Consider the following 12,776-nt stretch of genomic DNA (forward strand, 5'->3'; position numbering starts at 1 on the left):
TTTGGTCGGCATACATGCACCTCTAGCTACATGTTATGCCCGAACACAAAATTTCTGACAGTCTCGATCGTGGGTGACGCAAAGGGTGCGCCCACCGCCATGCAAGTGGTGGTGCGTGGCAAGACCACCGAGCTGAAACTGCTTGCCGAGCCTGCTCAAGGTTCGCTGAACAAGGTCGCGGATGCGTTGAAAGCCGCGCAGTAATCAGGCGGCGGGGTGCTAGCCCCGATACCTCACCGCCTCAACAAACGCGCTGAATGCCGGCGACGCCTGTCGCCGGTTCGGGTAGTACAAGTGAAAGCCTTCGAAATACGGGCTCCAGTCGACCAGAACTTCTTTCAGGCGGCCGCTGGCGATGTGCGGCTCGGCCATGGAGTCCGGCACGTAGGCCAAGCCCACGCCGTCCAGTGCGGCGTTGAGCACATGGATCATGCTGTTCGACGTAAATTGCCCGTTGACTCGAAGGTTGAGCTTGCGGCTGTCCTTCTCGAACTCCCAGGCGTAGCAGCTACCGTTTGGCGAGTGGCGGATGTTGATGCAGGTGTGTTGAGTCAGGTCCTGAGGCTGCAGCGGGACGGGATGTCGCTCGAAGTAGGCCGGCGAGCCGACCACTGACAAGCGCCAGTCAGGCCCCAGGCGCACGGCAATCATGTCCTTGCTGATGGACTCCCCCAGACGGATGCCGGCATCGAAACGTTCGCTGACAATATTGGTGAAGCCGTAGTCGATGCAGATCTCGATCTGAATATCCGGGTACTGCGCCAGAAACCCTGCGAGCATCGGGCGGATGATGCCTTCTGCGGCGTCATCGGAGCAGGTAATGCGAATGGTGCCGGCGGGTTTGTCGCGCAGTTCGCCCAGCACTTCGACTTCTGCGGCAATCTGATCCAGCAGCGGCCCGATCGAGCGCATCAGCCGTTCGCCAGCCTCGGTCGGGGCCACGTTGCGGGTGGTTCTCGCCAGCAGGCGCAGGCCCATGCGCTCTTCAAGACCCCTCATGGTGTGGCTCAGGGCTGAAGGCGTAACGCCCAGTCTGGTCGCGGCCTTGGTAAAGCTCTGATCGCGTGCCACCTGCAGGAAGGCTTGCAGGTCATTGAGTTTGGGGGTGCTCATTACTGAATCCTTCTCACAAGCGCGTATAAATTGTGGTGTCTAATCATCCTAATACCTTTGCCCTAACCTGTGCCGACTCATTTTTAACGTCGCCAGGTCAGGACGCATGCAAGCATTTGATTCAACCCTGAAGCAGTCCGAAATAACCACTCATCCGCCAGCCTGGGGCGCCGTGTTTTCGATGGCGCTGTGTGTGGTGGTGCTGATTGCGTCGGAGTTTATGCCGGTCAGCCTGCTGACACCCATCGCGCAGGACCTCGGTATCAGCCAGGGGCAGGCAGGGCAGGCGATTTCGATCTCCGGCTTTTTTGCCGTGCTGACCAGTCTGCTGAACACGCCGCTGACCGGACATCTGGATCGCAAGCCTGTCCTGCTGGGCTTCAGCCTGTTGCTGCTGGTGTCTGGCGTGATCGTCACGCTGGCCTCCAACGGCTGGTTGTTCATGACAGGCCGTGCATTGCTCGGGATTGCCATTGGCGGCTTCTGGTCGATGTCGACCGCTACCGTGATGAAGTTGGTGCCGAAGCAATCGGTCGCCAAGGGCCTGGCACTGATCAACGGCGGCAATGCGCTGGCGGCGACGGTCGCCGCGCCATTGGGCAGCTTCATGGGCCAGTACATCGGTTGGCGCGGGGCGTTTTTCCTGGTTATCCCGCTCGCGGCGCTGGCGTTTGCCTGGCAGTGGCTGAGCCTGCCGGCCATGCGCAGTCAGCCGAACAACCGGGCACGCAATCCTTTTCGCCTGCTGCGCAACCCGCAAGTGGCCGTCGGCATGAGCGCGATCCTGTTGCTGTTCATGGGCCAGTTCGCCGTCTTCACCTACCTGCGCCCGTTTCTGGAAGAGATCACCAGGGTCAGCGTCAACACGTTGTCCCTGATGCTTTTGGCGCTGGGGGCCAGCGGGCTGGTCGGCACCTACCTGATAGGCAGGCTGCTGCACACAGGCCTGTATGCCTGCCTGATCGCCATTCCGTTGCTGATGGCGGTGCTGGCCGTAGCGCTGACCGGCCTGGGCCATTCACCTCAGTCCGTCGCCATTGTGCTTGCCGTCTGGGGGCTGATTGCCACACCTGCGCCGGTCGCCTGGGGCCTGTGGTTGAGACGCACGCTGCCCGACGATGCCGAGGCAGGCGGCGGCCTGATGGTGGCGACCATTCAATTTGCGATCACCGCCGGGGCCGGTATCGGTGGCGCGCTGTTCGACAGCCTCGGTTGGTGGAGCCCGTTCGCATTCGGTGGCGTGTTACTGGCGTGTTCGGCCGCGCTGGCCTGGACGGCACGCGACAACGCGTCTCTGCAGGAAAGCAACACCGGTCAGGGCCGGGCAGATAAACGCGGGTCAATTTCTCAACGAGGTAACACGCCATGAAAAAGATTCTTTTGATGCTTGGGCTTTTAATCAGCTCATATGCTGCGACAGGAGCAGACATGTCTCACGGTGCCGATAATTTCTACACAAGCGACAAGGTCGTTGCGCAAAAAGTGCTGTTCAACAACCAGTACAAGATGAAAGTCGCGGGCAACCTGTTTATACCCAAAGGCTCGAACCCGAACGTTAAAGCTCCGGCAATCATCGTCGGCCATCCGATGGGGGCGGTGAAGGAGCAAAGCGCCAATCTGTACGCGCAGAAACTGGCCGAGCAAGGGTTTGTCACCTTGTCGCTGGACCTGTCGTTCTGGGGCGGGAGCGAAGGCCAGCCACGTAACGCCGTTTCCCCCGATCTCTACGCCGAAGACTTCAGCGCCGCAGTGGACTTCCTGAGCACGCAGACCTTCGTGGACAAAAAACGAATCGGCGTTCTGGGGATTTGCGGCAGCGGCAGCTTTGTCATCAGTGCCGCGAAGATCGATCCGCGCATGAAAGCCATCGCCACGGTGAGCATGTATGACATGGGCGCCGCCAATCGCAACGGCCTGAAACATTCGCAGACGCTGGCGCAGCGCAAGAAGATCATCGAGCAGGCGGCACTGCAGCGCGACGTGGAATACAGCGGCGGTGATACGGCCTACACCAGCGGCACCGTACACAAACTGACTGACACATCCGGCCCGATCGAACGCGAGTTCTACGATTTCTATCGCACGCCACGGGGCGAGTTTACGCCCGAAGGCCAGTCCCCCGAACTGACCACTCACCCGACGCTGACCAGCAACATCAAGTTCATGAACTTCTATCCGTTCAACGACATCGCGACCATCTCGCCACGCCCGATGTTGTTCATCGCCGGTTCAAAGGCGCACTCGCTGGAGTTCAGCGAGGAAGCGTACAAACTGGCCGGCCAGCCCAAGCAATTGATCATCGTGCCAGAGGCCGGGCATGTGGATCTTTACGATCGGGTCGATCTCATCCCGTTCGACAAGCTGGGCGAGTTTTTCAAGAACAACCTGAAGTAATCCGCGCTGAAAGCGCTACGCATGAAAAGGCCCTGCACAAGCAGGGCTTTTTTGTTATCGGTCACTGGTGGTTTCAAATCTGCCTAAAGATCCGCAGGCTCATCCTCATCGCGAAGGTGAATGTCCAGCCCCTGCCGACCCGCTGCAAGATGAGGACGCAATGTCAGCGCCGGGATCTCGTAGTCACCGTCGTTCTGCCTGCGAAACGGCAAGGGCTCAAGGGTGAACAGGGTATCCAGGCGGTTGCCGTAATCGGCGCAAATGCGGGCAAATGTTGCGCTGTCCACTTTGCCTGCCCGGTACACGGGGAAGGGCGCGAGCACCTCGAAGCCTGGATAGAACAGGATGCCGTGCTGGATAGGAAAGAGCACGTCGTTCAGCGCTCCGTTTACGCCACGCTCGCTGTAGTGGGACTCCCAGCCGCCCATGGTCACCGTCAGCATGGCGCGCTTGCCTGCCAGCGTTCCCTCACCGTATCGATCACCCCAGTGATGGTCGCTGTGCTCGCCCACGCCGTAGGCGAAGCCACAGGCGTACACCCGCTCTATCCAGCCTTTCATGATCGCCGACATCGAAAACCACCAAAGCGGAAACTGAAATATGACGGCGTCTGCCCAGAGCAATCTGGCCTGTTCGGCCTCGATGTCCGGCGGTTGAATACCGGCGGCAAATACGCGTTGCGACTCAAGGGCAGGGTCAAAGCGGCTGCTGCTCTCAAGGCCAGATGCATCGTTGGCGTCGATTGTCGCCTTCCAGCCCATCTGGTAAAGGTCGGACACCTGCACCTGATGGCCTTTGCTCTGCAGATGATCGACTGCGAAGTCTTTCAACGACCCATTCAGCGAGCGCGGTTCGGGGTGGGCGTAGACAATAAGTACGTTCATGAGGGGCTCCGGTTTGTCTGTCATGAGGCAACGCTACAGACTCGATCGGGTATGCGGGTATGCTGGAAATCAATCTCCCAAACACTGGGTATTTGCATGAACAATACCTTGCGGCGTATCGACCTCAATTTGCTGATCACGCTGGATGCATTGCTCTCGGAGCAGAACGTGACCCGCGCGGCGCATCGGCTGAACCTGACTCAGCCGACGGTCAGCCTGCAATTGGGCAGGCTGAGGCAGGTACTGGATGATCCATTGCTGTTGCCGGGACCGCGGGGCATGACCCCGACTGCGCGGGCTGAACAACTGCGCGAACCGCTCAGGCAGGCGCTTGCAGCGCTGGAGTCCGCTTTGCTGCCCGGCCGGGATTTCGATCCGGCAAAGGCCGATCACACCTGGCGCGTGGCCGCCAGCGACTACGCGACCATCGCGTTGATATGGCCGTCGCTCGGCAGGTTGCGCAGCAGTGCACCGGGCACGCGCCTGGCCCTGTTGAACAAGCACCCGGTCAGCCTTGCCGCGGATCTCGAAAGCGGTCGACTGGATCTGGCGTTGCACACCCGCGATGAGGCGCCGCCCAAGCTGCGTCAGCGGTCGTTGATCCATGAACGTTATGTGCTTGCTGCCCGGCATGATCATCCGGATTTTGTGCAGCCCGTATCGCTGACACGTTTCTGTGAGCTGGAGCATGCGGTCATGTCTCCCAACGGCGGCGGGTTCGCTGGAAGCACCGATCAGGCCCTGGCGGCGCAGGGGTTAAGCAGACGGGTCGTGTTGTCGGCGCCGCATTTCGGCTCGCTGGTATCTGCACTGGTCTGCAGCGACCTGGTTGCTGTAGTACCCGAACGGCTGGTGCGCGCCCAGCCGACGCTTGTGGTTCAGGAACCGCCGCTTTCGATTTCCGGGTTTGAAATGCTCATGCTGTGGCCTGAGCGTTTGCACCGTGATCCGGCTCATATGTGGCTGCGAGAACTGATGGCTTTGGCCATTGATTGAGCCGTGCGGCGCTCATGATTCAAGCCCGCAGCCTGCGTTCGCGTAACGCACTCAAACACTCGCGCCCCGCAGCCTCGGCGGTTTGCAGCACTGTCTGGCTGTTGTCCTCGGTGATCCAGGTCAGCAGCCGGACCTGCCCCGTCGCCTGGCTGCCGCCGTGCATGCGAGACAGGGTTTCGCGGTGCTTGAGCATGGCTTTCATGCGGGTGGCGAGCATGAAGATATCGTCGATGAAACCGTCTTCGACGTTGTCGTGATGCTCGATGCCAAGCCCCGTGGCGTCGTGGTCGATACGCAGGTGGTAGTGCATGGCCCCGGTTGCATCCTCGCTGCCGAACAGCGCGATGACGAAGCCTTTGCCCAGCAGTGAGCGCAGGGCGTGCTGGATGATTTCCTGCACATCGGGGGTGATCTGCCTGACTTCGCGGCTCATGTAACAGCTCCTGAACTGATTCGTAGTACCAGGCAGTATTCAATGGCTGGATGTTAAGTGCGGTCCGGGCCAGGTAATGCTGGGTAAAGACCGCCTGATTCATGCTTAAAGGTCAGTGTTTCAAAAGGTCTGGCCCAGCGAGAACTGGAACACCTGGGTCTCGGCGTCTTCGGGCTTTTTGATCGGCACGGCGAGATCGAAGCTCAACGGGCCGAGCGGCGAGTACCAGGTCACGCCGACGCCGACCGAACTGGCCATCTGGTCGATATTGATGTTGCCGCAGTTCTGCGTGGTGCTCAGGTAGCACTTGTCGGCGTAGACCGTGCCGAAGTCCCAGAACAGCGAGGTGCGCAGGGATTTCTGGTCTTTGACGAAAGGCATCGGGAACAGGTATTCCATGCCACCGGTGATCAGGATGTTGCCGCCCAGCGCTTCTGTGTCGCGGTCCGAGTAGTAGATTTGCCCCTGACTGGCGTAGGTGCCGGTGGCCGGGGTATTGCGTGGTCCCAGCGTACCGTCCTTGAAGCCGCGCACAGTGGCCTGGCCGCCCGCCGTATAGTTTTCGTAGAACGGCAGGCCATCGGTGTCGCCGTAACCGTTGCCGTAGCCCAGTTTGGTGTGCAGGCGCAGCGAGGTGGTGTCGCTGAGCGGCAGGAAGGTCTGGCCGTTGTAGTCGAGTTTGTAGAACTGCAGGTCACTGCCCGGCACGGTGCTGGTCAGGGTCAGGCTTTGTGAATGACCGCGAGTGGCCAGCACGCCTTTGTTGAGGGTCGATTCCGACCAGCCGATGCTAGCCTTGAGGTTGGTGAATGACGAGCCCTCACGCTCGATGAAGTCATAGATCTCGTCGGCGCTGTAGCTGCCGGGGTCGAGGGTGTCGTGCTGGATCGACAAACCGTAGGTCAGGCGCGAGGTTTCGCTGATCGGATAGCCGAGGTTGACCCCCGCACCGACGCTGTTGAGCGAGTAGTAGGACACCTCGTCATCATCGTCGTAATACTTGCTGTAATCAGTGGCGTTGTAGAAAACGTTGTAGCCCAGGCTCACCCCGTCAGGCGTGAAGTATGGGTTGGTGAATGCAAAGTTGTACTTGGTCTGGTACTCGGAGCGCGTCATGCCGAGGCTGGCGAAGTTACCGGTGCCGAGGATGTTGTTCTGCGAGATCGAGCCCCCGAGTATCAGCCCGGCGCTTTGGGCAAAGCCTACGCTGGCGGTGATATTGCCCGAGGCCTGTTCTTCCACGGCGTAGTTGATGTCCACTTGGTCGTCGGTACCGGGGACAGCAGGCGTTTCGACGTTTACTTCCTTGAAGAAACCCAGACGCTCCAGACGCACCTTCGACTGGTCGATCAGGTAGGTCGACGCCCAGCCTCCTTCCATCTGGCGCATCTCGCGGCGCAGCACTTCATCGGCAGTCTTGGTGTTGCCGCGAAAGTTGATGCGGTTTGCGTAGGCCCGCTTGCCGGGGTCGACCATAAAGCTGATGTCTACGGTATGGTCGGCATCGTTGGCTTTCGGCACACCGTTGACGTTGGCGAAGGTATAGCCATCGTTGCCCAGGCGGCGGGTGATCAGATTGGTGGTATCGGTCATGACCTTGCGTGAAAACACCTGGCCCGGTTTGACCAGAATCAGTTGTTCAAGCTGAGCCTGCGGCACTTTCAGGTCACCGCCCAGCTTGACGCTGCCCACGGTGTACCGTTGGCCTTCGGTGATATTGACGGTAATGAACACGCCTTTCTTGTCAGGCGTCAGCGATACCTGCGTCGAATTGATATCCATGTTGATGTAGCCGCGGTCCAGGTACCACGAACGCAAGCGTTCCAGGTCACCGGAGAGTTTTTCGCGGGCGTACTTGTCATCGTTCTTGAAAAACGACAGCCAGTTACTGGTCTTGAGCTGAAACTGGTCGGCCAGTTGTTCATCGGAGAACACGGTGTTGCCGACCACGTTAATGTGCTGGATCGACGCCACCGTCCCTTCGTCGATGGTGATTTTCAGGGCAATGCGGTTGCGTGGTGCAGGCAGCGCCTGGGTATCGACCGAGGCACTGTAGCGGCCCTGGGAGACATACTGGCGTTGCAGTTCATTGCGCACGCCCTCCAGCGTGGCGCGCTGGAATATCTCGCCCTCACTGAGCCCCGACTGCTTGAGCCCCTTCATCAGGTCGTCGGTGCTGATGACCTTGTTGCCGACAATCTCGATACTTGCGATAGAAGGGCGTTCGACTACATTGATCACCAGCACGTTGCCGTCGCGGGCAATGTTGATGTCTTGAAAGAAACCGGTCTTGAACAGTGAGCGCGACGCGTCGGCCAGACGCTGTTCATCGGCCTGATCGCCGACATTGAGCGGCAGCGCAGCGAATACGCTGCCGGCAGACACCCGTTGCAGGCCGTTGACGCGGATGTCCGAGATGGAAAAAGTGTCGGCGTGTACCAGCGGGACGCTGAATAACAGGCAGAACGATAGAAGCAGACGCGAAGAAATCATCAAACCCTTTCCAGAAAGCGGCGACAAAGGCATTTGAGCGCTGCCGATGACACGCCAGAAAGGGCCGGTCCGGCAGGCGCTGTTGGCTACGCAGCATAGGGGGAGGGCATGTTGGGGACGGTTAACGCGGTGTAAGGTTAGGTAAAGATCATCAGGCCTGGCTGACACGCTGCAGCGGTGCCGGGATAATCGGCAACCACCAATCAAGGGCCTGCCATGACTCGCGTATTGCTTGTCGACGATGATCGGGAACTGACCGAAATGCTCAGCCAGTACCTGACCCGTGAAAGCTTCACTGTGACCTGCACCAACAGTGCGGAAGAAGGGGAAATCGAGGCGCTGTCCGGTCGTCACGACATTGTTGTGCTCGACATAATGATGCCACGCATGTCCGGAATCGAAGTGCTTCGGCGCATCCGCGCGCAAAGCCAGGTGCCGGTGATTCTGCTGACGGCCCGTGGCGACAATATCGACCGTATTTCCGGGCTGGAGCTGGGCGCTGACGATTACGTGCCCAAGCCCAGTTCACCGGGCGAACTGGTAGCGCGTCTGCGGGCGATCATGCGCCGGGTGAGGGCGGTGCCGGTGGTCGAGACGGTCAGGGAGGTGATTCAGGCCGGTGACTTGACGCTCTGGCCGGGCAAACGTGAAGCACGCTGGCAGGGCGTCACGCTGGAGCTGACCGGCAACGAATTCTGCCTGCTGGAGGAGCTGGCGCGTCATGCCGGGCAACTGGTCAGCAAGCAGAATCTGTCGATGAACGCACTTGGGCGGCCGCTGGCCCGCTATGACCGCAGCATTGATGTGCACATCAGTAGCATTCGCCACAAACTCGGGCCGCGCAACGATAACCAGAGCTGGATACAGAGCGTACGCAATCTGGGCTACCTGTTGATTACGCCATGAGGCCGAGCCGGTTATTCTGGAAGCTGTTTCTGGCGTTCTGGCTGGCGACCAGCCTGACCTTCATGGTCGGTGCGGGCTTGTTCATGCTGTCCCGGTCAGGACCGGGCGACCCCTCGTTCAGCACCGTGTTCGACAACGAAGTACGCATGCTTCAACAGTCGGGCATTCCCGCAGGGCAGGCGTTGCTCGATGCCTGGCAGCCTGACGGGCAGGACCGGGTCGGGCTGTACGATGAAAAGGGCCGGTTGCTGGCGGGCAAGTCGGTAGATAATCCGCGTTTCGAAATGGCCGTGCACACAAGGGAAGGCACAGTCGTAAACATCAGGGCCACCCAACGGCCCAACCACGAAGATCGGCCTTCCCACCTGAACCCACTGATCACCGGCACCTTCATGAGTGCGCTGTTCAGCTGGTTCCTCAGCGCCTATCTGGTGGCACCGCTGATTAAGTTGCGTGAGGCGATGGGCAAGGTCGCCAGAGGTCGTTTCGACACCAGGGTGAAACCCGACATGGGCCGCCGGCGCGATGAAATCGTCGATCTGGCCGAGGACTGCGACCGTATGGCCAATCAGCTCAAGGTCATGGCCGACTCTCAGCAGCAACTGCTGCATGACATTTCCCATGAGCTGCGTTCACCGCTGACCCGCATGAGCGCCGCCATTGGCCTGTTGCGCCAGGCGCCGACGCAACTGGACATGCTCGAGCGGATCGAGCGCGAGTCGGAACGGATGGACGCACTCATCGAGGAGCTGCTGACCCTGGCGCGCATGCAGAGCGATGCCGAAAGCCTGGAGCGAGAGACGGTCGATGTCATCAGCCTGCTGGCCGCCATCGTCGAGGATGCCGCGTTCGAGGCTGGCCTGAAACAGTGTCGGGTCAGGCTGCAGGCCCCCGAACCTTTTGTGGCACAGGTCGACAGCGAATTGCTTTACCGGGCATTCGAAAACGTGATTCGCAACGCGGTTCGTCATACGGCGGTGGGCACTGATGTGGTGGTGGTTGCCAATGTTCAGGCGCAGCCGCCGTGCTTGACGGTCAATGTCATTGATCAGGGGCCGGGCGTGGACGACGATTGCCTGCAACGTATTTTTCAGCCCTTCGAGCGTGGCCCGGACAATACTGCGCAAGGCTTCGGTCTGGGCCTGGCCATCGCGCTGCGTGCCGTTGAAATGCATGGTGGCCAGATTGCTGCGCGCAATCGGCCGGGCGGTGGCTTGGTTGTGGATATTGTGCTGCCGGTGTGCTGAGGCGTGCTGGTTGATCACCTTCAGCGGTTCGATTGTGCTGCTTGCGGCGGTGCTTCACCGGGCAATTCATAAACAAAATCGACCTTTGGTGGTAAAGAAACTCGGCCCCGGCGCTCGAAACCGTTACGCTATGCAGCTGTATTTTTGTTTTTCGTCGAGGTAGCACCCGTGTTTTCCGAATTCGCCCTGCACGAACGCCTGCTTAAAGCTGTGGCCGAGCTTAAATTTGTCGAGCCTACGCCCGTGCAGGCGGCCGCCATTCCGCTCGCACTGCAAGGGCGCGACCTGCGGGTGACTGCGCAAACCGGTAGCGGCAAGACCGCCGCATTTGTGCTGCCGATCCTCAACCGTCTGATCGGCCCGGCCAAGGTTCGTGTCGACATCCGTGCGGTGATCCTGCTGCCGACCCGTGAGCTGGCTCAGCAGACGCTCAAGGAAGTCGAGCGCTTCTCGCAGTTCACCTTCGTCAAGGCCGGCCTGATCACCGGTGGCGAGGACTTCAAGGTTCAGGCCGCGATGCTGCGCAAGGTGCCGGACATTCTGATCGGCACGCCGGGTCGTCTGCTGGAGCAGTTGAACGCAGGCAATCTGGACCTCAAGCACGTTGAAGTACTGGTACTGGACGAAGCCGACCGCATGCTGGACATGGGCTTCTCTGAAGACGTCGAGCGTCTGGCAGGCGAATGTGCCGGTCGCGAGCAGACCATGCTGTTCTCCGCAACCACCGGTGGTGCCGGCCTGCGTGAAATGATCGGCAAGGTGCTCAAGGATCCGCAGCATCTGCAAGTGAACAGCGTCAGTGAGCTGGCTTCCGGCACACGCCACCAGATCATCACCGCCGATCACAACGTGCATAAAGAGCAGGTGCTGAACTGGCTGCTGGCCAACGAGACCTACCAGAAAGCCATTATTTTCACCAACACCAAGGCGATGGCCGACCGTTTGTACGGCCGTCTGGTTGCACTGGAATACAAGGCGTTCGTGCTGCACGGCGACAAGGACCAGAAGGACCGCAAGGCGGCCATCGACCGTCTGAAGCAGGGCGGTGCCAAGATCATGGTCGCGACCGATGTGGCGGCTCGCGGTCTTGATGTTGAAGGTCTGGACATGGTGATCAACTTCGACATGCCGCGCAGCGGTGACGATTACGTCCACCGCGTCGGTCGTACCGGCCGTGCGGGTAGCGACGGTCTGGCGATCTCGCTGATCTGTCATGGCGACTGGAACCTGATGTCGAGCGTCGAGCGCTACCTCAAGCAGAGCTTTGAGCGTCGTGTCATCAAGGAAGTCAAAGGCACTTACGGCGGGCCGAAGAAGGTCAAGGCATCGGGCAAGGCTGTAGGCGTGAAGAAGAAAAAGACTGACGCCAAGGGCGACAAGAAAAAGACAGCGGCCAAGGGGCCGACCGAGCGCAAGACGGTCAACCGTCCCAAGTCCGATCTGGTCAGCCAGGACGGCATGGCGCCGCTGAAAAAACGCAGCACCCCGGCCCCGGCTGCCGAGTGATTGCCATGATCGCTCCCGCGCAGGCGGGAGCGGTCAGCTTCTCCTCTGTCTGCCACCTGTGCAGAACAACCCCCCGTTATACCTTCCAGCAGCTTCTCTGAACCGCGACAAACCCCGCAGGTCACATTTTCTGAGTCGTATGCCTGTGGCTGGATGTCATGGGCGATCAATCCATGCTGGACGGAGGTTTAGAAAAATGACTTACAACTGGGACCTTATCGAGCGTTTGTTGCACGAAGTGCAGAACGACGGCGCCAAATCGACAGCCACTGAATTTGAGACGCTGCTTAATCGCGGTTACATCGAACCTCGTCCTGGCGAGGAGGGCGGTGATGGCTCGAGTTACATGCTGACAAAGCGCGGCGCAAGCCTGCTTTCTTTGATCGACAGCAGCATTCCGGGAAATGATCACCCTCGTCAGGTACTGAATGAGCAGGCAGGCGACCCGCTTGATCCCGCACTCTTCGACACCATCGCTAAAAAGCCACAGATTGCCTGATACCCGAGATGCTCTGCGTGCCGGTTCAAGACCGGACGCAGAGCGTCCAGAGCGGCATGCGACGCGGAGCGGCGCACGATAGTTGTGGTGAGATGGCTATCGTTCCGCACGCTCCCGCTTGGGAGTGCCGAGGGTGACGCTCCGCGTCACGATTTTGCGCCGCACCGCACACGCATGTCTGGGCGTAGAGCATGGGCGCGTTAGCTGCCGATCGTTCCTCACGCTCTGGTATGACCCCCGAAGGTTGGACGCAACCTTTGGAGGCGTCATGGGTAAATATACAGTGCAGGCAAAACTCGCAGCCG

The 12,776-nt window shown here is 59.9% G+C and carries 11 protein-coding genes and 1 pseudogene; 8 read left to right on the forward strand and 4 right to left on the reverse strand.

Annotation, left to right across the window (positions count from 1 at the left end):
- A pseudogene (locus tag AO277_RS28700) lies at window positions 1-204 on the forward strand (hypothetical protein); the annotation flags it as partial.
- Between the two features lie 15 nt (window positions 205-219).
- On the opposite strand, the gene AO277_RS05810 reads toward AO277_RS28700, so the two are convergent.
- The gene (locus AO277_RS05810; RefSeq protein WP_003363413.1) at window positions 220-1,113 is read right to left on the reverse strand and encodes a LysR family transcriptional regulator; all 894 of its coding nucleotides are present in this window, start codon (window positions 1,111-1,113) and stop codon (window positions 220-222) included.
- Between the two features lie 106 nt (window positions 1,114-1,219).
- Between AO277_RS05810 and AO277_RS05815 the strand changes: the two genes are divergently transcribed.
- Both AO277_RS05815 and AO277_RS05820 read left to right on the forward strand, forming a co-directional pair.
- Entirely contained in the window at window positions 1,220-2,482 is a 1,263-nt protein-coding gene (locus tag AO277_RS05815) for an MFS transporter (RefSeq protein WP_044319702.1), read from the forward strand.
- Window positions 2,479-3,507, forward strand: coding sequence for an alpha/beta hydrolase (locus AO277_RS05820; RefSeq protein WP_003431091.1), 1,029 nt, complete (start codon window positions 2,479-2,481; stop codon window positions 3,505-3,507). Before AO277_RS05815 ends, AO277_RS05820 begins: the two co-directional genes overlap by 4 nt.
- A gap of 83 nt (window positions 3,508-3,590) precedes the next feature.
- Here AO277_RS05820 and AO277_RS05825 read toward each other — a convergent pair whose 3' ends face one another.
- On the reverse strand, window positions 3,591-4,391 hold the full coding sequence (locus AO277_RS05825) for an NAD(P)H-dependent oxidoreductase (RefSeq protein WP_044319703.1): 801 nt from the start codon (window positions 4,389-4,391) through the stop codon (window positions 3,591-3,593).
- Between the two features lie 96 nt (window positions 4,392-4,487).
- Between AO277_RS05825 and AO277_RS05830 the strand changes: the two genes are divergently transcribed.
- Window positions 4,488-5,387 (forward strand): LysR family transcriptional regulator, encoded by a 900-nt coding sequence (locus AO277_RS05830; protein WP_010213083.1) that lies wholly within the window; start codon window positions 4,488-4,490, stop codon window positions 5,385-5,387.
- A 19-nt stretch (window positions 5,388-5,406) separates the two neighbouring features.
- On the opposite strand, the gene AO277_RS05835 is transcribed toward AO277_RS05830, so the two are convergent.
- Together AO277_RS05835 and bamA are read right to left on the reverse strand one after the other, a co-directional pair.
- Window positions 5,407-5,820 (reverse strand): hypothetical protein, encoded by a 414-nt coding sequence (locus AO277_RS05835; RefSeq protein ID WP_044319704.1) that lies wholly within the window; start codon window positions 5,818-5,820, stop codon window positions 5,407-5,409.
- A 120-nt stretch (window positions 5,821-5,940) separates the two neighbouring features.
- Window positions 5,941-8,313, reverse strand: coding sequence for an outer membrane protein assembly factor BamA (bamA, locus tag AO277_RS05840; RefSeq protein ID WP_044319705.1), 2,373 nt, complete (start codon window positions 8,311-8,313; stop codon window positions 5,941-5,943).
- 216 nt (window positions 8,314-8,529) lie between these two features.
- Here bamA and AO277_RS05845 point away from each other — a divergent pair, with 216 nt between their 5' ends.
- The 4 genes from AO277_RS05845 (at window position 8,530) to AO277_RS05865 (ending at window position 12,471) form a co-directional block, all read left to right on the forward strand.
- Window positions 8,530-9,219: a response regulator transcription factor gene (locus AO277_RS05845; protein ID WP_002554410.1), complete on the forward strand. Its 690-nt coding sequence runs from the start codon at window positions 8,530-8,532 to the stop codon at window positions 9,217-9,219.
- The gene (locus AO277_RS05850; protein ID WP_044319706.1) at window positions 9,216-10,466 is read left to right on the forward strand and encodes a HAMP domain-containing sensor histidine kinase; all 1,251 of its coding nucleotides are present in this window, start codon (window positions 9,216-9,218) and stop codon (window positions 10,464-10,466) included. Before AO277_RS05845 ends, AO277_RS05850 begins: the two co-directional genes overlap by 4 nt.
- A 168-nt stretch (window positions 10,467-10,634) precedes the next feature.
- Window positions 10,635-11,972: a DEAD/DEAH box helicase gene (locus tag AO277_RS05860; protein ID WP_044319707.1), complete on the forward strand. Its 1,338-nt coding sequence runs from the start codon at window positions 10,635-10,637 to the stop codon at window positions 11,970-11,972.
- Window positions 11,973-12,168: 196 nt separating this feature from the next.
- Window positions 12,169-12,471 carry a hypothetical protein gene (locus tag AO277_RS05865; protein ID WP_005734009.1) on the forward strand — a complete coding sequence of 101 codons (303 nt, stop codon included), beginning with the start codon at window positions 12,169-12,171 and terminating at the stop codon, window positions 12,469-12,471.
- Window positions 12,472-12,776: the final 305 nt, after the last annotated feature.

This window comes from Pseudomonas amygdali (assembly GCF_002699855.1).
Lineage (GTDB): Bacteria > Pseudomonadota > Gammaproteobacteria > Pseudomonadales > Pseudomonadaceae > Aquipseudomonas > Aquipseudomonas amygdali.